This is a genomic window from Streptococcus sp. 1453 (genome assembly GCF_013276955.1).
Classification (GTDB): Bacteria; Bacillota; Bacilli; order Lactobacillales; family Streptococcaceae; genus Streptococcus.
In genome coordinates this window covers 1-25,810 of the sequence record NZ_VMLZ01000020.1, presented here as the reverse complement: position 1 = coordinate 25,810, position 25,810 = coordinate 1, and the positions used below count along the sequence as shown (strand labels likewise).

At 40.8% G+C, this 25,810-nt stretch carries 23 protein-coding genes; 20 read left to right on the top strand and 3 right to left on the bottom strand.

Translation table 11 applies throughout. The annotated features are described in order from the left end of the window. The first annotated feature begins 104 nt into the window (after positions 1–104). Positions 105–914: a hypothetical protein gene (locus HW098_RS09345; RefSeq protein WP_176139927.1), complete on the top strand. Its 810-nt coding sequence runs from the start codon at positions 105–107 to the stop codon at positions 912–914. A 158-nt stretch (positions 915–1,072) separates the two neighbouring features. After that, positions 1,073–2,368 (top strand): adenylosuccinate lyase, encoded by a 1,296-nt coding sequence (gene purB, locus HW098_RS09340; protein WP_176139926.1) that lies wholly within the window; start codon positions 1,073–1,075, stop codon positions 2,366–2,368. Positions 2,369–2,584: 216 nt separating this feature from the next. Here purB and HW098_RS09335 read toward each other — a convergent pair whose 3' ends face one another. Then, entirely contained in the window at positions 2,585–3,301 is a 717-nt protein-coding gene (locus tag HW098_RS09335) for a GntR family transcriptional regulator (protein ID WP_049512623.1), read from the bottom strand. Between the two features lie 347 nt (positions 3,302–3,648). Here HW098_RS09335 and HW098_RS09330 point away from each other — a divergent pair, with 347 nt between their 5' ends. From HW098_RS09330 to HW098_RS09290, 9 genes are all read left to right on the top strand, one after another. Beyond that, positions 3,649–5,436, top strand: coding sequence for a beta-galactosidase (locus HW098_RS09330; RefSeq protein ID WP_176139925.1), 1,788 nt, complete (start codon positions 3,649–3,651; stop codon positions 5,434–5,436). Beyond that, a complete protein-coding gene (locus HW098_RS09325) occupies positions 5,433–5,909 on the top strand; it encodes a PTS system mannose/fructose/N-acetylgalactosamine-transporter subunit IIB (protein ID WP_000156958.1) in 477 nt (158 codons plus the stop codon). Before HW098_RS09330 ends, HW098_RS09325 begins: the two co-directional genes overlap by 4 nt. Positions 5,910–5,936: 27 nt before the next feature. Then, on the top strand, positions 5,937–6,842 hold the full coding sequence (locus HW098_RS09320; protein WP_050235418.1) for a PTS mannose/fructose/sorbose/N-acetylgalactosamine transporter subunit IIC: 906 nt from the start codon (positions 5,937–5,939) through the stop codon (positions 6,840–6,842). Continuing rightward, positions 6,829–7,644 carry a PTS system mannose/fructose/sorbose family transporter subunit IID gene (locus HW098_RS09315; protein ID WP_000185297.1) on the top strand — a complete coding sequence of 272 codons (816 nt, stop codon included), beginning with the start codon at positions 6,829–6,831 and terminating at the stop codon, positions 7,642–7,644. The genes HW098_RS09320 and HW098_RS09315 overlap by 14 nt, the downstream gene beginning before the upstream one ends. Positions 7,645–7,650: 6 nt before the next feature. Next, entirely contained in the window at positions 7,651–8,055 is a 405-nt protein-coding gene (locus HW098_RS09310; protein WP_176139924.1) for a PTS sugar transporter subunit IIA, read from the top strand. A 209-nt stretch (positions 8,056–8,264) separates the two neighbouring features. Further along, positions 8,265–9,431 carry an SIS domain-containing protein gene (locus tag HW098_RS09305; protein ID WP_176139923.1) on the top strand — a complete coding sequence of 389 codons (1,167 nt, stop codon included), beginning with the start codon at positions 8,265–8,267 and terminating at the stop codon, positions 9,429–9,431. 116 nt (positions 9,432–9,547) lie between these two features. After that, positions 9,548–10,585: an aldose epimerase family protein gene (locus HW098_RS09300; protein ID WP_176139922.1), complete on the top strand. Its 1,038-nt coding sequence runs from the start codon at positions 9,548–9,550 to the stop codon at positions 10,583–10,585. Positions 10,586–10,718: 133 nt separating this feature from the next. Next, positions 10,719–11,906 (top strand): CAP domain-containing protein, encoded by a 1,188-nt coding sequence (locus HW098_RS09295; protein WP_175880703.1) that lies wholly within the window; start codon positions 10,719–10,721, stop codon positions 11,904–11,906. 473 nt (positions 11,907–12,379) lie between these two features. Continuing rightward, complete coding sequence (locus HW098_RS09290; protein ID WP_176139921.1) at positions 12,380–14,212, top strand: hypothetical protein; 1,833 nt, start codon at positions 12,380–12,382, stop codon at positions 14,210–14,212. A gap of 225 nt (positions 14,213–14,437) precedes the next feature. Here the strand turns inward: HW098_RS09290 and HW098_RS09285 are convergent, their stop codons facing one another. Beyond that, on the bottom strand, positions 14,438–15,121 hold the full coding sequence (locus tag HW098_RS09285) for a DUF4956 domain-containing protein (protein ID WP_176139920.1): 684 nt from the start codon (positions 15,119–15,121) through the stop codon (positions 14,438–14,440). Next, positions 15,114–15,890 carry a polyphosphate polymerase domain-containing protein gene (locus tag HW098_RS09280; protein WP_176139919.1) on the bottom strand — a complete coding sequence of 259 codons (777 nt, stop codon included), beginning with the start codon at positions 15,888–15,890 and terminating at the stop codon, positions 15,114–15,116. The genes HW098_RS09285 and HW098_RS09280 overlap by 8 nt, the downstream gene beginning before the upstream one ends. 229 nt (positions 15,891–16,119) lie before the next feature. Here HW098_RS09280 and HW098_RS09275 point away from each other — a divergent pair, with 229 nt between their 5' ends. From HW098_RS09275 to HW098_RS09230, 9 genes are all read left to right on the top strand, one after another. Continuing rightward, positions 16,120–17,358, top strand: a complete 1,239-nt coding sequence (locus tag HW098_RS09275; protein ID WP_176139918.1) for a carbohydrate-binding domain-containing protein — start codon at positions 16,120–16,122, stop codon at positions 17,356–17,358. A 241-nt stretch (positions 17,359–17,599) separates the two neighbouring features. Then, positions 17,600–18,454 (top strand): VOC family protein, encoded by an 855-nt coding sequence (locus HW098_RS09270; RefSeq protein WP_176139917.1) that lies wholly within the window; start codon positions 17,600–17,602, stop codon positions 18,452–18,454. 102 nt (positions 18,455–18,556) lie between these two features. Continuing rightward, positions 18,557–19,114: a sugar O-acetyltransferase gene (locus tag HW098_RS09265; RefSeq protein ID WP_176139916.1), complete on the top strand. Its 558-nt coding sequence runs from the start codon at positions 18,557–18,559 to the stop codon at positions 19,112–19,114. A gap of 668 nt (positions 19,115–19,782) precedes the next feature. Further along, complete coding sequence (locus HW098_RS09255) at positions 19,783–20,547, top strand: nucleoside phosphorylase (protein ID WP_176139915.1); 765 nt, start codon at positions 19,783–19,785, stop codon at positions 20,545–20,547. A 495-nt stretch (positions 20,548–21,042) separates the two neighbouring features. After that, positions 21,043–22,422: a potassium transporter TrkG gene (locus HW098_RS09250; RefSeq protein WP_176139914.1), complete on the top strand. Its 1,380-nt coding sequence runs from the start codon at positions 21,043–21,045 to the stop codon at positions 22,420–22,422. Positions 22,423–22,435: 13 nt separating this feature from the next. Further along, positions 22,436–23,101, top strand: a complete 666-nt coding sequence (locus HW098_RS09245; protein WP_173219964.1) for a TrkA family potassium uptake protein — start codon at positions 22,436–22,438, stop codon at positions 23,099–23,101. Positions 23,102–23,234: 133 nt separating this feature from the next. Beyond that, the gene (locus HW098_RS09240; RefSeq protein WP_176139913.1) at positions 23,235–23,393 is read left to right on the top strand and encodes a hypothetical protein; all 159 of its coding nucleotides are present in this window, start codon (positions 23,235–23,237) and stop codon (positions 23,391–23,393) included. A gap of 61 nt (positions 23,394–23,454) precedes the next feature. Further along, positions 23,455–24,471, top strand: a complete 1,017-nt coding sequence (locus HW098_RS09235; RefSeq protein WP_176139912.1) for a glycosyltransferase family 2 protein — start codon at positions 23,455–23,457, stop codon at positions 24,469–24,471. Between the two features lie 115 nt (positions 24,472–24,586). Continuing rightward, positions 24,587–25,810, top strand: a 1,224-nt coding sequence (locus HW098_RS09230) for a PavB family fibronectin-binding SSURE repeat adhesin (protein ID WP_176139911.1), incomplete at its 3' end; no start/stop codon positions are given.

Below are 25,810 nucleotides of genomic sequence, written 5' to 3'. Positions count from 1 at the left end.
TAAATTTATTTTCAGGGATTTTTGTTGAAGGAATATGTTTACAGTAATCGTTGATACTAGCAAAAGAAGACAAGTTATTACAGATAAAAGATAAGGAATTTTAAATGAAAAAAACAGATAAGTTTAAAAATAATAGACTTTTCGATGATTTTGAGGGAATTAGTTTCAAAACAATTACTAATCAGGATAACTATGAGTTTATTACTCTCGAAACGTATATAATTGATTTGTTTAAACAATATATCAGTGTAATTAATGAAAGTCTAGAGTATTTTACTTATTATCGCGGAGATATTCTGAATTTGATGGAAGAAGATACTCAGGTGTTTTTAGAGAAGAAATTAAATAAATTTTTCATTGTTGGTCAAAAAGGGGTAAATTTTTACAGAGAAAATGAAGTTTGTTTAGATGATGAGATGAGCCAAATAGTTAAACATATTGATGGGGAGAGCGATTCAGAATTCAAAAAATATAAATCTAAGTTTATTTCGGTATCTGTCGGAGATTCTAGTCTTGAAATTGCACAAGAATATTCTAAGGGTTGTAATAACCCGAAAGGTGAGGGTTTAATTATTTTTGGATTTGAGGAAATTAATAATATGCTTGATCCCTCTCAACTGTATAGTTTCCCTAAGGAACTCTTAGAGTTATCAGATAGTGAGGGGGAAGTTTTACTTAGAGAAATAATTTACCCAGATAGTATTTTTGGCTTGTTTAGTATTTGTGATGGTCGTAAGAACTTTATTATTAATCCGTGGTTAGTTAATCGTTTAAAACAACTTAAAGATATTAAGAGTACTGATCGGAAAGATATAATAAAAGAAAAACCATTTTTCAAGATTAATCAAGTTAAATTTGATGAGTATCTTGAAGAATTAAATATGAAACGATATGCTATTCGTTATAGGAAATAATAATTAGTCGACTTACTTTATTGCACGAGTTGGAAAAATAAAATCATTTTATACTTATCTCTTAAACAAATATAGAAGTATATATTGAAAGTAAATTATTTAAGAATTTTGTTTAAATTTTTATAGTATTTTTAATTTAATAGATATGGAGAAACAACATGATCAACCGTTACTCTCGCCCTGAGATGGCGAACATTTGGAGTGAAGAAAATAAATACCGTGCTTGGCTTGAGGTGGAAATCTTGGCTGACGAGGCATGGGCTGAGTTGGGGGAAATCCCTAAGGAAGATGTGGCTTTGATTCGCGAGAAGGCGGACTTTGACATCGACCGTATTTTGGAGATTGAGCAGGAGACTCGCCATGATGTGGTTGCCTTTACACGTGCAGTTTCTGAGACTCTTGGCGAAGAGCGCAAGTGGGTCCACTACGGCTTGACTTCTACTGACGTGGTGGATACTGCCTACGGTTACCTTTACAAGCAGGCCAATGACATCATCCGTCGTGACCTTGAAAATTTCACCAACATCATCGCTGATAAGGCTAAGGAGCACAAGTTCACCATCATGATGGGTCGTACCCACGGTGTGCATGCTGAGCCGACAACTTTTGGTCTTAAATTGGCGACTTGGTACAGCGAAATGAAGCGCAATATCGAGCGTTTCGAGCATGCGGCTGCTGGTGTGGAAGCTGGTAAGATTTCTGGTGCGGTTGGTAACTTTGCCAACATCCCGCCATTCGTTGAACAATACGTCTGCGATAAACTTGGTATCCGTGCTCAAGAAATCTCTACACAGGTGCTTCCTCGCGACCTTCACGCTGAGTATTTTGCAGTCCTTGCTAGTATCGCGACTTCAATCGAACGCATGGCGACTGAGATTCGTGGTTTGCAAAAGTCTGAGCAACGCGAAGTGGAAGAATTCTTTGCCAAAGGGCAAAAAGGTTCTTCAGCAATGCCTCACAAACGCAACCCTATCGGTTCTGAAAACATGACAGGTCTTGCGCGTGTTATCCGTGGTCACATGATTACAGCCTATGAAAACGTCGCTCTCTGGCATGAACGTGACATTTCACACTCATCAGCTGAGCGTATCATCACACCAGATACGACCATTTTGATTGATTACATGCTTAACCGTTTTGGAAATATTGTCAAAAACTTGACAGTCTTCCCAGAAAATATGATCCGCAACATGAACTCGACATTTGGTTTGATTTTCAGCCAACGCGCTATGTTGACCTTGATTGAAAAAGGGATGACCCGTGAGCAAGCCTATGACTTGGTACAACCAAAAACAGCCTACTCTTGGGATAATCAAGTGGACTTCAAACCACTTCTTGAAGCAGATTCAGAAGTGACCTCACGCCTCACTCAAGAAGAAATTGACGAAATTTTCAACCCAGTTTATTACACTAAACGAGTGGATGACATCTTTGAACGTCTTGGATTAGGATAATTAGAATAAAAATCGAATTTCTATTACTCCATTTATAGGAGTAGCAGAACTTCGATTTTTATTTTGTCTTAAAGTGTTTTTTGATAAAAAGATCCCTAATATTTTAGTAAAATTTAAACAAATTTAATCTATCTTAATTTACATATAGAAAATATACTTTTAATGTCATATAATAATCATAGAAAAAGCCCAAGCGATTAGGCTCAGGCTTTCTTCTTAGTGATCACGGTCACATGAGATGAATTTAATCTTGTAATAATCAGATCGTTTGTAAGTTTCACTGTATCCTAAAACTTGACCAGTTGATTCGAGTTTGGTGATTTTAGTTTGTAGAACAGTAGGGAATTGTTCATCGACTCCGAGGACTGAAGCCGCATGTTCTGGAGTTGGAAAGACTATTTCATTGATTTCTTCAAAGTGTTCATCATTCATGTGAATGTGGTAGTCTAACTTGAAACGGTTATAGATAGAACTATAGTATTCAAGGTTTGGATAATTTGCGTTGATGTATTGTTCTGGGATGTAGGATGTATGGTAGATATAAACGACACCGTTTGATTCGCGGATACGTTCAATCTTGTAGTAAAATTGATCGCCGCGTAGACCCAATTTTTCCAAGTAAACGAGCTTGTTTCCGCGTTCAATTGAAAGAACAGTTACCTTATCATCTTTAGCATTAAAGAGTTCAATATCCGAAAACTCTACAAGCTTGTGTTTGCGTGCACGTGAAACGAAGGTTCCTTTTCCTTGTTGGCGGACAATATAGCCATCTTTAGCAAGGTCGTTTAAGGCGCGGACAACTGTGATAGAACTGACATCGTACATTGAAATGAGCTCTGCTTCAGTGTAAAATTTATCTCCACTGCTAAACTGCCCAGAGATGATTTTATTTTTTAATTCGTCTTTTATGTATTGATATTTGGGAATTGCCATATTTTTACCTCTATTTTCCTTCTCCATAGAAAATTTTACCATAAAAGCGAAAAAAATAGTAGTCTTTTGAATAAAAAATTAGAATAATAGTTTGAAAAATTAAGCTACATAAGCATTGCTCATATTTTATAAATGTATTTTATACAAAATTATTTTAGGTTCTATATTCTGAATTTAAAGAGCGTTTGAAATGGGTCTAAAAATGTTTGAAACTAATTGAACGTGTGTATAATAGTAAAATTACAGTAAATATTCCGACAATTTCTATTGACAATTCAAACAGATTGGTTTATAATTACTATAACAACAAATGAAAGCGTAAACTTTCGCAGTCAGAAGGTAGTTTTATGACACGATTTGAGATACGAGATGATTTTTATCTCGATGGAAAATCATTTAAGATTTTATCTGGCGCCATTCATTATTTTAGGGTTCCTCCAGAGGATTGGTATCATTCGCTCTATAACTTGAAGGCTCTTGGTTTTAATACGGTAGAGACTTATGTGGCTTGGAATTTACACGAGCCTCGTGAGGGTGAGTTTCATTTTGAAGGAGCTCTGGATTTGGAGCGATTTCTACAGACAGCGCAAGACTTGGGTCTCTACGCTATCGTTCGTCCGTCACCCTTCATCTGTGCGGAATGGGAATTCGGTGGTTTACCAGCCTGGCTCTTAACCAAGGATATGAGGATTCGTTCATCAGATCCAGCCTATATTGAGGCTGTCGGTCGCTATTATGATCAGCTCCTACCACGATTGGTTCCACATCTGTTGGACAATGGTGGCAATATCCTCATGATGCAGGTTGAAAATGAGTATGGTTCTTACGGAGAAGATAAGGCTTACCTGAGAGCGATTCGACAGTTGATGGAAGAGCGTGGCGTAACCTGTCCACTCTTTACATCAGATGGTCCTTGGAGAGCTACTTTGAAAGCGGGAACCTTAATCGAAGATGACCTCTTTGTAACAGGGAATTTTGGTTCTAAGGCACCTTACAACTTTTCACAGATGCAGGAATTCTTTGATGAGCATGGTAAGAAATGGCCGCTCATGTGTATGGAGTTCTGGGATGGCTGGTTCAATCGTTGGAAAGAACCGATTATCACACGGGATCCTAAGGAATTGGCAGATGCAGTTCGAGAGGTTTTGGAACAAGGCTCTATCAATCTTTACATGTTTCATGGTGGTACAAACTTTGGCTTCATGAATGGTTGTTCGGCTCGAGGGACTTTGGATCTGCCACAAGTTACATCTTATGATTACGATGCTCTTCTGGATGAAGAAGGAAATCCAACTGCCAAATATCTGGCAGTCAAGAAGATGATGGCAACACATTTTCCAGAGTATCCGCAGTTGGAACCCCTCTACAAAGAGAGTATGGAGTTGGATGCTATTCCACTAGTTGAAAAAGTTTCCTTGTTTGAAACTCTGGATAGCTTGTCAAGTCCAGTAGAAAGCCTCTATCCTAAAAAGATGGAGGAGTTGGGACAAAGCTATGGCTACCTACTCTATCGAACAGAAACAAACTGGGATGCAGAAGAAGAAAGACTTCGTATCATTGATGGTCGAGATAGGGCCCAGCTGTATGTCGATGGTCAGTGGGTTAAAACCCAATATCAGACAGAGATTGGGGAAGATATTTTTTATAAAGGTAAAAAGAAAGCGCTGTCTAGGATTGATGTCTTGATAGAAAATATGGGGCGTGTCAACTATGGACACAAGTTCTTAGCGGATACGCAACGTAAGGGAATTCGGACAGGGGTTTGTAAGGATTTGCACTTCTTACTAAACTGGAAACACTATCCACTCCCACTAGACAATCCTGAGAAAATTGATTTTTCAAAAGGATGGACTCAAGGACAACCAGCCTTTTATGCTTATGACTTTACAGTCCAAGAGCCAAAAGATACTTACCTAGACTTATCTGAGTTTGGTAAGGGAGTTGCCTTTGTAAACGGGCAGAATCTAGGACGTTTTTGGAACGTCGGCCCAACCCTCTCGCTTTATATCCCTCATAGCTATCTCAAGGAAGGTGCCAACCGCATCATTATCTTTGAAACAGAAGGTCAATATAAAGAAGAGATTCATTTAACTCGTAAACCTACACTAAAACACATAAAGGGGGAAAACTTATGACAATTGTAGGATGCCGTATCGATGGACGTTTGATCCACGGACAAGTAGCCAATCTTTGGGCTGGAAAACTAAATGTTTCACGCATTATGGTTGTAGACGACGAAGTTGTCAACAACGATATTGAAAAGAGTGGTTTGAAACTTGCGACACCACCAGGTGTGAAATTGAGTATTTTGCCAATTGAAAAAGCGGCAGCCAATATTCTTGCTGGTAAGTACGATAGCCAACGTCTCTTTATCGTGGCTCGTAAACCAGACCGCTTCCTTGGCTTGGTCGAAGCAGGTGTACCACTTGAAACCCTCAATGTTGGGAATATGTCTCAAACACCAGAAACTCGTTCTATTACACGTTCTATCAACGTAGTAGACAAGGATGTGGAAGATTTCCACAAACTGGCAGAAAAAGGTGTTAAACTTACTGCTCAAATGGTTCCAAATGATCCAATTTCAGACTTTTTGAGCTTATTAAAATAGGAAAAAATTTTTTAGGAGGTCATTGTTATGATACAATGGTGGCAAATTTTACTTCTCACTTTGTACTCAGCTTATCAAATCTGTGATGAGTTGACGATCGTTTCATCTGCAGGTTCCCCTGTATTTGCTGGTTTCATTACTGGTTTAATCATGGGAGATGTGACTACGGGTCTGCTTATCGGTGGTAACTTGCAACTGTTCGTTCTTGGGGTTGGTACCTTCGGTGGTGCTTCTCGTATCGACGCAACTTCTGGTGCGGTTCTTGCGACAGCCTTCTCTGTTTCACAAGGAATTGATGCACCGCTTGCAATTACTACAATCGCTGTACCAGTAGCAGCTCTCTTGACTTACTTCGACGTTCTTGGACGTATGACTACTACCTTCTTCGCTCACCGTGTGGATGCTGCCATCGAACGCTTTGACTATAAAGGTATTGAACGCAACTACTTGCTTGGTGCGATTCCTTGGGCTCTATCTCGTGCCCTTCCAGTCTTCTTTGCGCTTGCTTTTGGTGGTGCCTTTGTACAACATGTAGTAGACTTAGTGACAGAATACCAATGGATTGCAGATGGTTTGACACTCGCAGGACGTATGCTTCCAGGTCTTGGATTTGCAATCTTGCTTCGTTACCTTCCAGTTAAACGTAACCTTCACTATCTTGCTATGGGATTCGGTTTGACAGCTATGTTGACTGTTCTTTACTCATATGTAACAGGTCTTGGTGGCGCTGTTGCTGGTATCGTAGGTACTCTTCCTGCTGAAGTTGCTGAAAAAATTGGTTTCGTGAACAACTTCAAAGGTTTGTCTATGATTGGTATCTCTATCGTAGGTATCTTCCTTGCAGTGCTTCACTTCAAAAATAGCCAAAAAGTAGCTGTAGCAGCACCTTCTACACCATCAGAAAGTGGGGAAATCGAAGATGACGAATTCTAATTACAAACTAACAAAAGAAGATTTTAATCAAATCAACAAACGTAGCTTGTTTACTTTCCAATTAGGTTGGAACTACGAACGTATGCAAGCTTCTGGTTACCTTTACATGATCTTGCCTCAATTGCGTAAAATGTATGGGGATGGAACTCCTGAATTGAAAGAAATGATGAAAGTTCATACTCAATTCTTCAATACTTCACCATTCTTCCATACCATTATCGCTGGTTTTGACCTTGCCATGGAAGAAAAAGATGGTGTAGGTTCAAAAGACGCCGTTAACGGTATCAAGACAGGTTTGATGGGACCATTCGCTCCTCTTGGGGATACAATCTTTGGTTCACTTGTACCTGCTATCATGGGGTCAGTCGCAGCAACTATGGCTATCGCTGGTCAACCTTGGGGTATCTTCCTTTGGATCGCAGTTGCAGTAGCCTATGACATCTTCCGTTGGAAACAGTTGGAATTTGCCTACAAAGAAGGGGTTAACCTTATCAACAACATGCAAAGTACCTTGACAGCTTTGATTGACGCTGCATCTGTACTTGGTGTCTTCATGATGGGTGCTCTTGTAGCAACAGTGATTAACTTTGAAATTTCTTACAAGTTGCCAATCGGTGAAAAGATGATTGATTTCCAAGACATCTTGAACCAAATCTTCCCACGTTTGCTTCCAGCAATCTTTACTGCCTTTATCTTCTGGTTGCTTGGTAAGAAAGGTATGAACTCTACTAAAGCTATCGGTATTATTATCGTACTTGCTTTGGCTCTTTCTGCCCTTGGTCACTTTGCATTTGGAATGTAATTCCTTATGACCAAATCATTGATTTTGGTGAGCCATGGTCGCTTCTGTGAGGAGCTTAAAGGTAGCACAGAAATGATTATGGGCCCACAAGACAACATTTACACAGTAGCTCTTCTTCCAGAAGATGGCCCAGAAGACTTTACTGCAAAATTTGAAGCTGCTATTGAAGGATTGGATGATTTCCTAGTCTTTGCAGATCTTCTCGGTGGAACACCTTGTAACGTGGTCAGTCGTTTGATCATGGAAGGTCGTGACATCGAACTTTATGCAGGGATGAATCTTCCAATGGTGATTGAATTTATCAATGCGAGCCTTACAGGTGCAGATGTGGACTATAAGAGCCGTGCTGCAGAAAGCATTGTGAAAGTCAATGATCTGTTAGCTGGCTTCGATGATGACGAAGATGAATAAGATGTGACAACGTGAAAATCACAGGGAAAATAGGCGATAGAAGGATGGAGCGATGCTCCGACGATAATCGGTCTTTTTCCCAAAGATTTTAGTTGGAACTCGATTCAATTCATGTGACAACGTGAAAATCGTTAGAGCATTTTATATAGAATATACATGGGAATGGGGCTTACTCCCATTCCCATATTTGATAGAAAAAGAGGAACTCAATGCTACATTATACAAAAAAAGACTTGATTGAATTGGGTGCAGAAATCACTACACGTGAAATCTACCAACAGCCTGATGTATGGAAAGAAGCTTTTGAATCTTATCAAGCACAAGGTGAAGAAATTGCAGCCTTCCTACAAGGAATTGCGGATAAACATGACTATATCAAGGTTATCTTGACAGGTGCTGGGACTTCTGCTTATGTGGGAGATACCTTGGTGCCTTACTTTAAGGAAGTCTATGACGAACGCAAATGGAATTTCAATGCTATTGCGACAACTGATATCGTTGCCAATCCAGAAACTTATTTGAAAAAAGATGTGGCAACTGTCCTTGTGTCTTTTGCTCGTAGTGGGAACTCGCCTGAAAGTGTGGCGACTGTTGATTTAGCAAAAGCCTTGGTGGATGAGCTTTACCAAGTGACGATTACTTGTGCAGCAGATGGTAAATTGGCTCTTCAAGCCCACGGCGATGACCGTAATCTATTGCTCTTGCAACCAGCTGCTTCAAATGACGCTGGATTTGCCATGACTTCTAGCTTTACGTCTATGATGTTGACAGCTCTCTTGGTCTTTGATCCTACAGAATTTGCTGTGAAAGCTGAACGTTTTGAAGTTGTGACTAGTCTTGCCCGTAAAGTTTTAGACAAGGTAGAAGATGTCAAAGAGCTTGTTGATTCAGACTTTAACCGTGTCATCTACCTTGGTGCTGGTCCATTCTTTGGACTTGCTCATGAAGCTCAGCTAAAGATTTTGGAATTGACAGCTGGCCAAGTGGCGACCATGTATGAAAGTCCAGTTGGCTTCCGTCACGGTCCAAAATCTCTTATCAATGAAGATACAGTTGTTTTGGTCTTTGGTACAACGACAGACTACACTCGCAAGTACGACTTGGACTTGATTCGTGAAGTTGCTGGTGATCAGATTGCTCGCCGTGTTGTGCTTTTGAGTGATCAAGCCTTTGGTCTTGAAAATGTCAATGAAGTGGCACTTGGTTGTGGCGGTGTCTTGAATGATATTTACCGTGTCTTCCCTTACATCGTTTATGCCCAACTCTTTGCCCTATTGACTTCACTCAAGGTAGAGAATAAACCAGATACACCGTCTCCTACAGGTACCGTAAACCGTGTGGTACAAGGTGTTATCATCCACGAATATCAAAAGTAAGACAGTGTTTATGAATTCTTGACAAGAGGATTTGTAAATCATACAAGTAAACCATAGATTGTCAAGGCGCTTTCTATGGTTTGTTTGCTTGAGAGAAATAGTAAAAGGAGAACAGAATGAAAGCATACACAGAGCGTGTATTTGGAAATGTTGAGGGCAAGCATGTATTGGCCTATCGATTTGAAACTGACGGTGGCTACCAGCTTGAAGTTATGACTTATGGTGCGACCATCTTGCGCTATGTAACGCCTGATAAGGCTGGAAATTTTGCCAATGTTATCTTGGGATTTGATGACTTTGATAGCTATGTAGGCAATAGTCCCAAACATGGAGCTAGCGTAGGTCCTGTAGCAGGACGTATTGCAGGTGCGACCTTTGAGCTTAATGGCAAGACCTATGATCTTGAGGTCAACAATGCTAGCAACTGCAACCACAGTGGATCAACAGGTTGGGATTCCAGCTTGTTTGAATTGGTCGAGGTGAGCGACCATGGCTTGATCCTCTACACAGAGCGTACAGATGGGACAGGAGGGTTTCCTGGTAACCTCAAGATTTGGATCAGTTATCACTTGGAAGAAACTGGTGCCTACGAAATCAGCTACAAGGTAACGACAGATCAGGATACGCTGGTTAATCCAACCAACCACAGCTATTTCAACTTGTCTGGTGATTTCACGCAGACGATTGACTGTCATGTCTTCCAACTAAACACAGAGGGCATTTACCCAATTGCTCCCGACGGTGTTCCTGCAAAAACTCCAGATGCTACTCGTGATGTGGTCAAACACATCTACAATGGTGCCTTGTTGAAAGACATCTTTGCAGAAGAAGATGAGCAAATCCAACTGGTATCTGGTTTGGATCATCCATTTGCCCTTCCTGCAGGCCATGACAATGCTGGTTTTCTTTATGACCAAAACTCAGGTCGCTTCCTGCTCTTCAAGACAGAGGCTCCTTGCTTTGTAGTCTACACAGCAAATTTTGTGGATGAGAGTGTCATCATAGGAGGTCAGCCAATGGTACAGCACAATGGGATTGCCCTTGAAGCGCAAGCTTTACCAGATGCCATTCACAGTAACCTCAAAGACCAAGTCATCCTTAAAGCTGGTCAAACCTTCACAAGTAAGACACGTTATGAACTTGTTGTGAAATAAAGAATCATTGCGCCTACTTTTGGGATTTAGGAATAGGTAAGCAAAGACAAATAGTAGGAAAATATGATATAATTAAACGTTGAAAGGTATCTGTTAAGATAATATTCAAACTACAATAAGGAGTAAGAAAGAAATGAAGAAAATTGTATTTGCTAGTGCCTTGGCCTTGACCTTGGCAGGAGCAGTTTTGACAAATGATGTTTTTGCGAACGACAGACTGGTTGCAACACAATCTGCTGATGGCAATGTATTGACCTCAGAGGTGCTAAAACCTTCTAGTGGCAATGTTTTGGTTGGAATCAAGGGAGAATTTTTGCCTCCTCATCAACAATCTATTTTAGATGCTATCAATAAAATTCGTAAAGAAGCAGCGGATGAAGGTTTGGTAGATAAGTATGTTCCTGTCAAATGGTCAGTTGACCATGAGAAAACGGCTTTTGTACGCGCTGCTGAGGTATCTGTTGCGCTGAAGGCTGAACGTCTTTCAAGTAAAAACAACTGGACTGCCTTTCCATCTGGTAATAGCCTAAGTGGAGAAGCTTTAGATTTGAATCCTGAGGGATTTCTAAAAGCCATTGAAAATTGGCATGCTGAAAAGGCGAACTATGTGGCGAAAAAGAAAGATAAAACATCAAAAGAATTTTCATCTTATTATGAGAACTTGATTAACCCTAAATTTACCCATGTGGGTCTTGCTGCTTTTAAAAATGCAGCTAATCCTCAGAAAGCAGCAACCGTTGCTTTGGCTCTAGGAACTACGACTTCTTCAGAGGAATTGGCTGGTGGATATGGTTCTGCTGTTCAGTACACAGAAGTGACTGCTTCAAACCTTTCAACAGTTAAAAGTAAAGCTATAGTTGTAGAAACACCGCTGAAAGATTTCAGAAAATCTACGTCTGATCAGTCTGGCTGGGTGCAGTCTAATGGCAAGTGGTATTTTTATGAGTCTGGTGATGTGAAGACAGGCTGGTTGAAAACAGGTGGTCAATGGTACTACTTGAATGATCTAGGTGTTATGCAGACTGGATTTGTAGAAGTTGATGGATCGGTGTATTATCTAAGTAACTCAGGTGCTATGTTTACAGGCTGGGGAACAGATGGTAGCAGATGGTTCTACTTTGATGGCTCAGGAGCTATGAAAACAGGCTGGTACAAGGAAAATGGTACTTGGTATTACCTTGATGAAGAAGGGATCATGAAAACGGGTTGGTTTAAAGTAGGTCAACACTGGTACTATGCAAATGGTTCAGGCGCTTTGGCTGTTAACACAACAACACCAGATGGTTACCGTGTCAATGCTAATGGTGAATGGGTAAGCTAGGATGAACATGCCGACTGAGAGGTAAGTTATCCGTCTCACTAGCAACAAGAATGAACGATAAGAAAGAGGTTGATGGCGAACATTGACCTCTTTTTTGGAGTGTCTCGAGTCAGTTGCTACTTACTGAAAATAAGAACGAGTCATCATCCATCGCAAATATGCAAGACTATTCCTAATTCAGAAATCAACCTTTTGATATATGGTAATGTGAGTTTTATCTGCAATCGAAAAGCAAATACACACCTTGTCTTTGAAGTCAAGTGAGTATAAAAGAGAAACTCTAAGGGAGAGAATGTAAAGAAATACAAAAGTTTTCAAAACGATTTTCATAAAAACTTTGATAAAACAAATAAAATTCCGAACAAAAATGTAACAAAAATTTAATATAAAACACTTGACAAAGATTTGTGGGGGGGGGTATACTTAATATAAGTATAGTCTAAAAATGATTATCAGAAAAGAGGTAAATTTAGATGAATAAGAAAAAAATGATTTTAACAAGTCTAGCCAGTGTCGCTATCTTAGGGGCTGGTTTTGTTGCGTCTCCGCCAGTAACTGTGAAAGCGGAGGTGGCATCTACAGCATCTGCTTCATCTACCGTAGAACAGGCAAAGAGCAAGGTTGCTGAGGCAGAAAAAAAGGTGGCCGAAGCTCAGAAAAATTACGATGAAGCTCAGAAAAAAGCCGAAGAAAAGGCAAATGCCGTTAGAAAAATAGATGAAGAGCGGCAAATAATTAATGGAGAGCTGCAGAAAGCTTATCTTGAACTAAGACAAGCACAAGAAGAAAAAAATAAATATCCAAACCAACCGGAATACACTAAAAAATTTAATGAAGCGAATAAAAAAGTAGATGAAACAACAACAAAACAGAAAGCTAAGGATGAAGAATATACAAAAAAAATGTATGAGTCTATTCCTGAAGTCACCCCTCTGTTGAAAGAATTAAACACCGAAAAAGGCAACCTCGAAGTTGCCAAGCGACAACTTGAGGCGGCTGAAAAGGCTGAGAAAGAAGCCGAAGCAGCTGCTCAAAAAGAATTCTTATCTAATTTTGATAAAGCTTTAGAAACTACAGTTAAAGAATTAGAAGAAGATTTAAAAAATGCAAAAAATGATCCAGAATTAGAAAAACAAATTCAAGGGTTTATTGATGAATTAAAAAAACGAGCTGCAGATAAGAAGGCTGATTATGAAAAACGCTTCAAAGAAGGTCTAACTGCAGAAGCCGCTGAAAAAGAAATAGAAGAAAAAGCTAAAGAAGAGGAAGTTGCAGAAGAAAAAGAAGCTAAGGAAGAAGCAGCTGCCCAAAAAGAATTTTTAGCCAATTACGATAAAGCTTTAGAAGCTACAATTAAAGAGCTAGAAAAAGCTGATACGAAAAATGATCCAGAACTAGAAGCACAAAAACAAAAAACGATTGAAGCATTAAAGAAAGAAGCAGCTGAAACGAGAGCTAAAATTGTAGAAGGTTTCAAAAATGGATTAACTGCTGAAGATGCTGAAGAAGCAATAGATGAAGCTAATAAAAAAGCTGCAGAAGAAGATAAAGCTAAAGAAAAACCAGCTGAACAACCTCAACCAGCTCCAGCTCCTCAACCAGAGAAAACAGATGATCAACAAGCTGAGGAAGACTATGCTCGTAAATCGGAAGAAGCATATAACCGCTTGACTCAGCAGCAACCGCCAAAAACTGAAACTCCAGCACAACCTTCTGTTCCTGCAAGACCATCTAATCCGACATATGTGCCTTCATACCCTTCATATGTTCCATCATACAGCTCATATTCTGTAGTAGAACCAGCTAAACCAGCCACTCCAAAAACAGGTTGGAAACAAGAAAATGGTATGTGGTACTTCTACAATACTGATGGTTCAATGGCTACAGGATGGCTCCAAGACAACGGTTCATGGTACTACCTAAACGCTAATGGTGCTATGGTAACAGGTTGGCTACAAAACAATGGCTCATGGTACTACCTCAACAGCAATGGCGCTATGGCTACAGGATGGCTCCAATACAATGGTTCATGGTACTACCTAAACGCTAGCGGCGCTATGGCAACAGGTTGGGCTAAAGTCAATGGTTCATGGTACTACCTAAATGCTAACGGTTCAATGGCAACAGGTTGGCTTAAAGATGGAGGTACTTGGTACTATCTTGAAGCATCAGGTGCTATGAAAGCAAGCCAATGGTTCAAAGTATCAGATAAATGGTACTATGTCAATGGCTCAGGTGCTTTGGCTGTTAGCACAACAACACCAGATGGTTACCGTGTAAATGCCAATGGTGAATGGGTAAACTAAACCTAATATAACTAGTTAATACTGACTTCCTATGAGTATCCTTTAAAGTATTCCCTACAAATACCATATCCTTTCAGTAGATAATATACTCTTGTAGGAAGTTTAGATTAAAAAATAACTCTGTAATCTCTAGCCGGATTTATGGCGCTAGAGACTACGGAGTTTTTTGATTGGTAAAGAATGGCGGCACTCAAGAGACTCTTAGTTTGCTATTTGATTTGAAAATTACAAATTCTTTCTCTTCTTGGCATTTTTGGTCAGGGAAACCTGGTAAGTATTCTGTTCTTTAGTGAGGTAATTGATGACTTGAAAATCATCGGTTTGAGCCTTGAAATCCACTTCGTAGACAGTGGTGACTTGTTCTCCATCATTGCTGGTATCAATCGAGATGAGGTCTAACTCAGTACAGAATTGTGCCAGTCCAGATTGGATAGTTTGAAGTTTCTCTTCTTGGTTCGCAATTGTGATGGTTAATAGTCTGCGACGTTGGTGGTTGCTCTTGCTTTGTTGTTTCTCTAAAAGAAGCCATACCGTTAAGATAAAGATAGTGAAGAGAACAGCTAAGGTTAGGTAGCCTGTCCCTGCCGCCAGCCCGATAATCATGGCAAGAAAGATAGCAATTAGTTCCCGTGAGCCACTGGTGGCTGAACGGAAACGAATAAGGCTAAAGGTTCCTGCAACGGCGATGGAGGTTCCTAGGCTGCCATTTACTAGAAAGATGACCAAAGTCATCAAGCAGGGGAGTAGGGTCAAACTAACAGCAAATTCCCGTGTATAGAGGGTACGGTGTTTGTAAGCCCAGGTCAGCGCCAAACCTAAAATCAGGCTGACCAAGAGAGCCAGAAAGAGCTGGATAGGATTGGCAGTAGCAGTTGTGTCGTTGAAAATAGAATTGAAAAGATTAGACATAAGTAGTACCTACACTTTCTGTGCTTGGTCGTGGGCTATAGTCCAGCCCTTGAGACTTGTGGTAGGCGCAGCTGTATTTTGAAAATTTCTGCTCTACCAGTCTATATTGGTCGAGAATATCTTGTAGCCATTGGGGTTTTCTACCAGGTGCTTTAATTTCCATGATGACAATGTCCTCGTTTAGTAGAGGGAAACCGTCCTTTCCTGAAAATAAACTGACATTATCATCACGATAGGTTAGATTTTGGTCAATGGTGATACGAATTTTATTGTAGGGAAATCCGCTAATTTCTTTCTTTTCCTTGAGAGAAAAACGGTCGTAGTAAATATACATACGAGGGATAATGGCTTGCTGATATTCCTCTTGGAGTTGCTGAATTTTTTCAATCATCATTCGGTCCTTGATACTGCTATCCAGCTGTCCCTTGGTCATAAACTGGGTGATAGACTGGGGAGTCGATAAGAGACGATATTTTCGTCCGACACCAGCTCTGTCCTTAGATTTGATTTCTAAAAATACCTGACTATCAGGCTGGACTTGACTGAGATAGGTTCGCATCCGAATCTTTTCTTTACGCTTAGTACCTTGACCATCCTCCTGAATCATATCAAATTGCTCTGTATCAAAGTAGATGTTGGAAATGGTCGAAGTTGGATAATCATCCTCGACGAGGTATATTTTTAAGTCCTCTATTAAATTAGCCAAGTCAGCTTTGGCAACGACATATTTGGTTTCAATTCGTTTAAAGCTTGTTTCAATTGGTTTCATAAATCCTGTCTCCTTTATCAAACTATTTCAACACTCTATCTTATTAGCAGGTAGGTGTGTCTGGGCAAGTTGAACTTGCTTGTAATTAGTCTATGGAATTTTCCTAAAACTTTTGTTAAAGATAACTTAACTGAAACTGAACTTAAGAAAACTTTCAGAAAAAGTTTAGATTTTTTTCAGACTTCCCCTGTAAACTAAGCTCAAGCTAAATGAAGGCGAGGAAAAAAGTATGAAATCAAAAAAATGGACTCTAATCTTAACCAGTTTAACAGCTTTGACTTTGATGACAGCTTGTGGGCAGTCAACGACCAAGTCAAGTACAACTGCGGCGGCAGATACCACTGCCATCACAACTTCAGCTAAAAACAGTCAATCTTCTTATTTTACAGAAAAGGACTACGATACATCTTATGATGAAAATACAGCCTCTAAGATTGAATTGTCAGGCTCATCTGCAAGTGTCTCTGGAGACGGTGTGACAGTTTCTGGCTCAACAGTGACCATCTCAAAAGCAGGTACCTATGTCATTTCTGGTCAGTCTGACGGAGTGCAAATTAAAATTGCAGCTGATAAGTCTGATGATGTGAAGCTTGTCCTCAAAGGCGCGACCATGACCAATACAGATGCGGCTATTTCTGCTACAAGCGCCGGTCATGTCTATTTGACTCTGGCAGAGGGAACCACCAACAGTCTCTCTGATTCAAGCTCTAACAGTGATGAAAAGGCAAATGCAGCTCTCTTTTCTAAGGTTGATTTGACCATCAATGGCTCAGGAACTCTCAATGTGGATGGCAAGAAAAGCAATGCTATCAAGGCTAACGACACCCTCCACATCACAGGTGGAACCTTTAACATCACATCAGTTGGCGATGCCTTTAATGTCAATGATGAACTTAATGTCACTGGTGCGACCATGACGATCGATGCCAAGGAAGATGGTGTCAAAGTTGACAATGATGACGATATGACTGTCGGAAATATGTATTTGGCGAACAATACCATAACAGTCACAGCAGGCGATGACGGCATTCACGCTTCTGGCAACCTAGTGATTGATAGTGGTACTTACACCGTCAAGAATTCCACAGAAGGAATTGAAGGGAAAGCCATTACGATCAATGGTGGAGATATCAATGTCTACTCGACAGATGATGGGGTCAATGCAGCCAATAAAAATGCCCAGCAAAGTGACATTTACTTTACTATGACAGGTGGAAATCTAACTGTAGAAGTCGGTCAAGGAGATACAGACCCAATTGACTCAAACGGGAATATCACGGTTACCGGTGGAACCATTAAAATGACTGGTCAAACAGGTTTTGACTTTGATGGAACCGCGACCTATACAGGTGGGGATATCTACATCAACGGCGAAAAACAAACAGATATTGTCAATTCTATGCCTGGAGGCGGAGGTCCGAATAGAGGTCCTCAAGGCGGCGGTCCAGCCCCTGGCGAACGAGGATAAACAAAAACGAGGCTGGGCAAGAAGTCTTTGAAATCAGAAAAACGCATAGTATCAGGTCTTGAGAAACCTTGGTACTATGTGTTTTATTGTGGGGAGATTTACTTCATTTTCTCCTGAAGTCGACTTTTTGCCCAACATCGTTTTGTCCTGCTATTTGAGTTGTTCTACTTGACTCCAAGTAAAAAAGGAGCATAATGTTGTAATAAATAAAGTTACAATAAGAAGAACAAAGGAGAAATAGATGACCTACGCATACAATAGTAAGATTTATTTGGCAGAGGCAGTTTTAAATGTTAAGGATTTGGCAAGTCAGACTGCCTTCTATCATCAGATTCTAGGCTTGGAAATCCTTTCTCAGACAGAATCTGAAAGTATTTTAGGAGCTGGTGGAAAGGCTTTGGTTCATTTACTGAAAACAGACAGGCTAGCGGAGGTGCAAGATCACTATGGTCTCTATCACCTAGCTATCCTTTTACCAAGTCGTGAGGATTTGGCAAATCTGTTTAAGCATATAGCAGAGCTGCAAATTCAGCTAGTCGGTGGGGCGGATCATGGCTACAGTGAAGCAATCTATCTGGAAGATTTAGAAGGGAACGGGATTGAAATTTATCGGGATAAGCCTGTAGAGGACTGGGATATTCGTGAGGATGGGCGCATTGTCGGAGTGACTGAAGCCTTATCTGCTCAAGAAATATATGAGATGGGATGTAAAGTAGAACCTTTTGAGATAGCCTCTACTACGCGCATGGGGCATATCCATCTTTCTGTCAAGGATAGTCAAGTAGCAAGCCAGTTTTATCAAAAGGTTTTAGGACTAGAGGATAAATTTAGTCTACCTAGTGCTAGTTGGATTGCGTCTGGAGATTATCATCATCATTTAGCAGTCAACGAGTGGGGAGGAAAAAGGCTAGCCAGACGTGAACAAGGATTACCCGGCTTAGCCTACTATGTCATTGAAGTCGCAAGCAAAAAAGAACTGTTAACGATTGCTGGAAGAGGACAAGAAGTTGAGGCGCCTATCAAGTGGCTGACATCAACTCGGTTAGAAGTGACAGACCCAGATGGAATCGTGACGCGTATCCGCTTAGCTAGATAGGATGTGATGAAAATCAGAGCATAAACTGTAGAAAGTGCTCCTTATCCTAGTCAGATATGTAGAAAATTTGATATGATAGTAGGAAATAAGGAGAAGAATACAATGACTAGTGAATACCAGAAAATGATAGCAGGAGAGGTTTACCGTCCATCGGATCCAGAACTGCGTGCCTTGGCTCAGGCTTCTCGCCAAAAACAGGCTGCCTTTAACAAGGAAGAAGACCCCTTAAAGGGAGCTGAAATCATTAAGGCTTGGTTTGGTTCGACTGGACAAAATCTATATGTCAATCCACGCCTAGTGGTCGATTATGGGGTCAATATTCATCTAGGGGAAAATTTTTATTCTAATTGGAACTTGACCATGCTGGATGTTTGTCCGATTCGTATTGGAGACAATGCCATGATTGGTCCCAACTGTCAGTTCTTGACTCCACTTCATCCGCTGGATCCACATGAGCGTAATTCAGGTATTGAGTACGGTAAGCCTATCACAATCGGAGACAATTTCTGGGCTGGTGGTGGCGTCATTGTCCTGCCTGGAGTCACACTTGGAAATAATGTCGTCGCAGGAGCAGGGGCAGTGATTACCAAGTCCTTTGGGGACAATGTTGTATTAGCTGGCAACCCTGCGCGCGTGATTAAGGAAATACCTGTGGAATAGAAGTAAAAAAGGAACAGCGGGTGTTGTTTCTTTTCTGTCATTCCCTTGTTCTTCTATAATGGAGAAAAAGGGAGTGGAGATAAAAACTTCTTCTATATTTTTTACCCAACCCACATTTACCTACTCTATATCTTAGCAAGTCTGCTTCATTGATCAATTTTAAATCATCTTGTAACTGGGATGCTTTTTGATGCAAGAAGTACTAGTGTAGGAGAGAGTTTTTGTGGATGACTAGATGATGTCAATGATTTTTTCTATTTATTTTCAGTCAAAGATGATACAATAGTAAGGTCGCAAACACTAGACTGCGCAGGCAGGAGGTGATCTTATGTGCGTTTTCATCGAACTTGTCTTGCTACCTATTCTTGCTGGTACACTAGCGAATGTCTTATCGGAGTGGCTTATCCGATTTGTAGCAAGCAAATGCGACAAGAAAAAGAAATAGCCTGAGCGCCTTGAGCAAGCGCAAAAAAACACCACTGGCGGCAACCGGTGGTGTTTTCTTATGTGCTTATTTCATCGAACTTTTAAGCAAGTCCATTGTACCATTAAAAAGAGTCTCTGTCAAAAATATTGTTATTGTATTGTTTCTCTCCTCAGTTTATCAGCCCCTCCTTGACACTCCGTCGATTTTTGATACAATAGTACAAAATTAGAGGAGGCAGGCTATGATTCAGAAACATGCGATTCCTATTTTAGAGTTTGATGACAATCCTCAGGCAGTCATCATGCCTGATCACGAAGGGCTGGACTTGCACTTGCCCAAGAAATGTGTCTATGCATTTTTAGGTGAAGAGATTGACCGCTATGCGAGGGAAGTAGGGGCGGACTGTGTCGGCGAATTCATTTCTGCCACCAAGACCTATCCAGTCTATGTCGTGAACTACAAAGGCGAGGAGATTTGTCTGGCTCAGGCTCCTGTTGGTTCAGCTCCAGCAGCCCAGTTTATGGATTGGTTGATTGGCTATGGTGTGGAGCAGATTATTTCCACAGGTACCTGTGGTGTGCTAGCCGATATAGAGGAAAATGCCTTTCTAGTCCCTGTTCGCGCTCTGCGAGATGAAGGAGCCAGTTACCACTATGTGGTACCTTCTCGTTATATGGAAATGCAGCCAGAGGCTATTGCTGCTATTGAGCGAGTTTTGGAAGTCAGAGGGATCCCCTATGAAGAAGTCATGACCTGGACGACAGATGGTTTTTACCGAGAAACGACTGAAAAGGTGGCTTATCGTAAGGAAGAAGGCTGTGCTGTTGTGGAGATGGAGTGTGCTGCGCTTGCGGCAGTAGCTCAATTGCGTGGGGTTCTCTGGGGTGAATTGTTGTTCACAGCAGATTCCCTAGCTGACTTGGACCAGTACGATAGTCGTGACTGGGGCTCGGAAGCTTTTGATAAGGCGCTAGAACTGAGTTTAGCAAGTGTTCACCTCCTTTAGTTGTGCTGACAAAAGGTCTGCTTTATCATAAAATGTCTAGCTCATACTTTGCGAAAATAGTGTTAAACGAGGTCATCTTCCTCTTTTTGGACGCATGTTGAGATTGGGAAAAATCTTTAAAATCAGAAAAACGCATCATATCAGGTGATGAAAACTTTGATACTATGCGTTTTTATTGTGGTAATATGAAATAAAATCTCAACAAATTGATTAGGTAAGTTACATCAATTTCTAGTAATGTTTGAGAAGTTGTAGCCTACTATTTCAGATTCAAAATGGTGTGTTTCATTTTCTCCTGAAAAGCATATAGAGTAGCTAGCGTTAACAGCTCCTGTCTTGTTTTTTGACTTACAGTCATATTATCATGAACTCTTGAACGAGGCTTGTTCTTGCCTAGGCTATCAACAAAAAGGTGGCATTTTTTAGGCTTGGTGTTAGTGGATTTTGCCTTATCCTATCTAAGTCATTTCGAGCTTTTTATGGTACAATGGATGTATGTTATTTAAATTATCTAAGGAAAAAATAGAGCTAGGCTTATCTCGTTTATCGCCAGCCCGTCGTATTTTTTTGAGTTTTGCCTTGGTCATTTTACTAGGCTCTCTTCTTTTGAGCTTGCCTTTTGTCCAAGTTGAAAGCTCACGAGCGACTTATTTTGACCATCTTTTTACAACTGTATCCATGGTCTGTGTGACAGGTCTTTTTACCCAGCCTGTCGCTGCCACCTACAATATTTGGGGTCAGCTCATTTGTATGTTCTTGATTCAGATTGGTGGTCTGGGGCTCATGACCTTTATTGGGGTTTTCTATATCCAGAGTAAGCAAAAGCTTAGTCTTCGTAGCCGTGCAACTATTCAGGATAGTTTTAGTTATGGAGAGACTCGATCTTTGAGAAAGTTTGTCTATTCTATTTTTCTCACGACTTTTTTGGTTGAGGGTTTGGGAGCTCTATTCCTCAGTTTTCGTTTTGTTCCTCAACTTGGCTGGGAGCGCGGTCTCTTTAGTGCTATTTTTCTAGCTATATCCGCCTTCTGTAATGCAGGTTTTGATAATTTTGGAAGTACGAGCTTGATTGCTTTTCAGACTGATCCCTTGGTCAATCTGGTCATCGCAGGCTTGATTATCACAGGTGGTCTTGGATTTATGGTCTGGTTTGACCTTGCTACGCATATAGGGAAAAAGAAAAAAGGGCGCCTACATTTTCACACCAAACTGGTTTTATTACTGACGTTGGGGCTACTAGCTTTTGGGACGGTGAGCAGTCTCGTTCTTGAATGGAACAATGCAGGTACGATTGGCAATCTCCCTGTTGCAGATAAGGTCTTGGTCAGCTTTTTCCAAACTGTCAGCATGAGAACGGCTGGTTTTGGGACAATTGATTATAGCATGGCTCGTCCTGTTACCTTATTGATTTATATCTTGCAGATGTTTCTAGGTGGGGCTCCAGGAGGAACAGCTGGAGGGCTCAAGATTACCACATTTTTTGTCCTCTTGGTCTTTGCGCGAAGTGAGCTTCTAGGCTTACCTCATGCCAATGTCGCTCGACGGACGATTGCGCCACGAACGGTTCAAAAATCCTTTAGTGTCTTTATTATCTTTTTGATGACCTTCTTGCTGGGCTTGATTTTACTAGGGATCACAGCCAAGGGAAATCCTCCCTTTATCCACCTCATATTTGAAACCATTTCTGCTCTTGGGACAGTCGGAGTGACGGCAAATTTAACTCCAGATTTAGGGAAATTAGCTCTAAGTGTGATTATGGTTCTCATGTTTATCGGACGAATTGGTCCCTTGACCCTGCTGGTCAGTCTAGCAGATTACCATCCAGAAAAGAAAGATATGATTCACTATATGAAAGCAGATATTAGTATTGGTTAAGAAAGGAAAGAGCATGTCAGATCGTACGATTGGAATTTTAGGCTTGGGAATTTTTGGGAGTAGTGTCCTAGCTGCCCTAGCCAAGCAGGATATGAATATTATCGCTATTGATGACCACGCAGAGCGCATCAATCAGTTTGAGCCAGTTTTGGCGCGTGGAGTGATTGGTGACATCACAGATGAAGAATTATTGAGATCAGCAGGGATTGATACCTGCGATACCGTTGTAGTCGCGACAGGTGAAAATCTGGAGTCGAGTGTGCTTGCGGTTATGCACTGTAAGAGTTTGGGGGTACCGACTGTTATTGCCAAGGTCAAAAGTCAGACTGCTAAGAAAGTGCTGGAAAAGATTGGAGCTGACTCGGTGATTTCACCAGAGTATGAAATGGGGCAGTCTCTAGCGCAGACCATTCTCTTTCATAACAATGTTGATGTCTTTCAGTTGGATAAAAATGTCTCTATTGTGGAGATGAAAATTCCTCAGTCTTGGGCAGGTCAAAGTCTGAGTAAATTAGACCTCCGTGGCAAATACAATCTGAATATTTTGGGTTTCCGAGAGCAGGAAAATTCCCCATTGGATGTTGAATTTGGACCAGATGATCTCTTGAAGGCAGACACCTATATTTTGGCAGTCATCAACAACCAGTATTTGGATACCCTAGCAGCATTGAATTCGTAAAAGAGGGAACTTCCCTCTTTTTTGATGCCCAAGATGGCAAAGAGAGACAGAAGCCTTGTATTCTAGTAAAAATTCTTCAAAGGCTGGACTTTATGGTAAAATAGAAAGAAGTGACAAGAGAGAGTAATACTCAATGAAAATCAAAGATCAAACTAGGAAACTAGCCGCAGTCAGCTCAAAACACTGTTTTGAGGTTGTAGATAAGACTGACGCAGTCAGCTCAAAACACTGTTTTGAGGTTGCAGATAGAACTGACGAAGTCAGTAACATATATACGGCAAGGCGACGTTGACGCGGTTTGAAGAGATTTTCGAAGAGTATAAGAAAAAATCAGTCCCCTAAAGGAGCAGATTATGAAGTTATTGTCTATCGCCATTCCTAGCTATAATGCTGCAGCCTATCTTCATTACTGTGTGGAGTCGCTAGTGATTGGTGGTGAGCAAGTTGAGATTTTGATTATCAATGACGGGTCTCAGGACCAGACTCAGGAAATCGCTGAGCGTTTAGCTAGCAAGTATCCTAACATCGTTAGAGCCATCTATCAGGAAAATAAAGGCCATGGCGGTGCGGTCAATCGTGGCTTGGCAGAGGCTTCTGGGCGCTATTTTAAAGTAGTTGACAGTGATGACTGGGTGGATCCTCGTGCCTACCTAAAAATTCTTGAAACCTTGCAGGAACTTGAGAGCAAGGGTCAAGAGGTTGATGCCTTTGTGACCAATTTTGTCTATGAAAAGGAAGGTCAGTCTCGTAAGAAGAGTATGAGTTATGAGTCAGTCTTGCCTGTTCAGCAGATTTTTGGCTGGGACCAGGTCGGAAATTTCTCCAAAGGCCAGTATATCATGATGCACTCGCTGATTTACCGGACAGATTTGTTGCGAGCGAGCCAGTTCCAATTGCCTGAGCATACTTTTTATGTCGATAATCTCTTTGTTTTTACCCCCCTTCAGCAGGTTAAGACCATGTACTATTTGCCTGTCGATTTCTATCGTTATTTGATTGGGCGTGAGGACCAGTCTGTCAATGAGCAAGTGATGATTAAGCGCATTGACCAGCAACTCAAGGTTAATCGTCTTTTAGTAGACCAGCTTGATTTATCTAAAGTAAGCCACCCTAAAATGCGAGAATATCTGCTGAATCACATTGAAATCACGACGGTTATTTCCAGTGCCTTGCTCAATCGAGCAGGCACAGCAGAGCATCTTGCCAAAAAACGGGAGCTGTGGACCTATATTCAGCAGGAAAATCCAGAGGTCTTTCAGGCCATTCGCAAGACCATGCTCAGTCGTTTGACCAAACATTCAGTCTTGCCAGCCCGCAAACTTTCTAATGTTGTCTATCAAATCACCAAATCTGTTTATGGATTTAATTAATATAAGTATTTTATAAGAGGGATTTAAGAAAAATTTTAACTTTTTCTTAGTCCTTTTTAATTTTAGGAGATTATACTAGAGTCATCAAATAAAGAAAAACTCTAAGGAGAATCCTATGAAATTCAATCCAAATCAAAGATATACTCGTTGGTCTATTCGCCGTCTTAGTGTCGGTGTTGCCTCAGTTGTTGTAGCCAGTGGCTTCTTTATCCTAGTTGGGCAACCAAGTTCTGTACGTGCCGATGTGGTCAATCCGACCCCAGGTCAAGTCTTACCTGAAGGAACATCGGTAGCGAAAGAGGGTGACTTACCAGAAACTCAAGGAGATACCGTTCTGACTGAAGTGAAACCTGAGGTCGTGGCTGGAAATACGAACTCACTTTCTACATCTACAGAAGGAACTGAAGTGAGCGAGGAAACAAGCCCTTCCCGTCTGGATACACTTTTTGAAAAAGGTGAAGAAACTCAAGAAAATCCAGAGCTAACAGATGTCTTAAAAAAAGCTGTAGATACGGCTGATGTGGATGGGACACAAGCAAGTCCAGAAGATATTAAAAAAGCTGTCGATGAGGATGTTAATGACACTATCGATGTTCCAGCAGCCTACCTAGAACAAGCCAAAGCTTCCGGTCCGTTCTTGGCTGGTGTAAATAAACCGCTTAAATACGAACTTTTCGCAGGCGATGGTATGTTGACTCGTCTCTTGCTCAAGGCATCTGACAAGGCACCATGGTCAGATAACGGTGTCGCTCAACACGAGAAAATTCCACCAGTGAAAAATTTACCTGATGGTAAGTATTACTATCAAGTATCTTTGAATGGTAACACTGAAGGTAAGAAGGATCAAGATCTATTAGATACACTTCGTACGAATGGTACAAATACCTATGAAGCTACCCTGACTGTCTATGAAGCAGACGGAGATAAACCTGATTTGACTAAGGTTGTCAAGACACGTAATGTCAATATTACTTTGAACGGTCTTGTAACAAAAAGCGATGTCAAATCTGCAGTTGAGAACAACGTTAAAGACAGTATTGATGTTCCAGCAGCCTACCTAGAACAAGCCAAGGGTGAAGGTCCATTCACAGCCGGTGTCAACCAAGTAATTCCTTATGAACTATTCGCTGGTGATGGTATGTTGACTCGTCTATTACTAAAAGCTTCTGATAAGGCTCCATGGTCTGATAATGGTGTAGCTAAAAATCCTGCTTTATCTCCATTAGGAGAAAATGTGAAAACAAAAGGTCAATACTTCTATGAAGTAGACTTAAATGGCAATACTGTTGGTAAACAAGGTCAAGATTTAATTGATCAGCTTCGCGCTAATGGTACTCAA

Coding starts and splice junctions, on each gene's coding strand:
- HW098_RS09320 (WP_050235418.1), top strand. CDS start 5,937: ATGATACAATGGTGGCAAATTTTACTTCTCACTTTGTACTCAGCTTAT.
- HW098_RS09345 (WP_176139927.1), top strand. CDS start 105: ATGAAAAAAACAGATAAGTTTAAAAATAATAGACTTTTCGATGATTTT.
- HW098_RS09315 (WP_000185297.1), top strand. CDS start 6,829: ATGACGAATTCTAATTACAAACTAACAAAAGAAGATTTTAATCAAATC.
- HW098_RS09290 (WP_176139921.1), top strand. CDS start 12,380: ATGAATAAGAAAAAAATGATTTTAACAAGTCTAGCCAGTGTCGCTATC.
- HW098_RS09310 (WP_176139924.1), top strand. CDS start 7,651: ATGACCAAATCATTGATTTTGGTGAGCCATGGTCGCTTCTGTGAGGAG.
- HW098_RS09325 (WP_000156958.1), top strand. CDS start 5,433: ATGACAATTGTAGGATGCCGTATCGATGGACGTTTGATCCACGGACAA.
- HW098_RS09285 (WP_176139920.1), bottom strand. CDS start 15,121: ATGTCTAATCTTTTCAATTCTATTTTCAACGACACAACTGCTACTGCC.
- HW098_RS09255 (WP_176139915.1), top strand. CDS start 19,783: ATGATTCAGAAACATGCGATTCCTATTTTAGAGTTTGATGACAATCCT.
- purB (WP_176139926.1), top strand. CDS start 1,073: ATGATCAACCGTTACTCTCGCCCTGAGATGGCGAACATTTGGAGTGAA.
- HW098_RS09235 (WP_176139912.1), top strand. CDS start 23,455: ATGAAGTTATTGTCTATCGCCATTCCTAGCTATAATGCTGCAGCCTAT.
- HW098_RS09275 (WP_176139918.1), top strand. CDS start 16,120: ATGAAATCAAAAAAATGGACTCTAATCTTAACCAGTTTAACAGCTTTG.
- HW098_RS09245 (WP_173219964.1), top strand. CDS start 22,436: ATGTCAGATCGTACGATTGGAATTTTAGGCTTGGGAATTTTTGGGAGT.
- HW098_RS09270 (WP_176139917.1), top strand. CDS start 17,600: ATGACCTACGCATACAATAGTAAGATTTATTTGGCAGAGGCAGTTTTA.
- HW098_RS09240 (WP_176139913.1), top strand. CDS start 23,235: ATGAAAATCAAAGATCAAACTAGGAAACTAGCCGCAGTCAGCTCAAAA.
- HW098_RS09295 (WP_175880703.1), top strand. CDS start 10,719: ATGAAGAAAATTGTATTTGCTAGTGCCTTGGCCTTGACCTTGGCAGGA.
- HW098_RS09280 (WP_176139919.1), bottom strand. CDS start 15,890: ATGAAACCAATTGAAACAAGCTTTAAACGAATTGAAACCAAATATGTC.
- HW098_RS09265 (WP_176139916.1), top strand. CDS start 18,557: ATGACTAGTGAATACCAGAAAATGATAGCAGGAGAGGTTTACCGTCCA.
- HW098_RS09300 (WP_176139922.1), top strand. CDS start 9,548: ATGAAAGCATACACAGAGCGTGTATTTGGAAATGTTGAGGGCAAGCAT.
- HW098_RS09330 (WP_176139925.1), top strand. CDS start 3,649: ATGACACGATTTGAGATACGAGATGATTTTTATCTCGATGGAAAATCA.
- HW098_RS09250 (WP_176139914.1), top strand. CDS start 21,043: ATGTTATTTAAATTATCTAAGGAAAAAATAGAGCTAGGCTTATCTCGT.
- HW098_RS09335 (WP_049512623.1), bottom strand. CDS start 3,301: ATGGCAATTCCCAAATATCAATACATAAAAGACGAATTAAAAAATAAA.
- HW098_RS09305 (WP_176139923.1), top strand. CDS start 8,265: ATGCTACATTATACAAAAAAAGACTTGATTGAATTGGGTGCAGAAATC.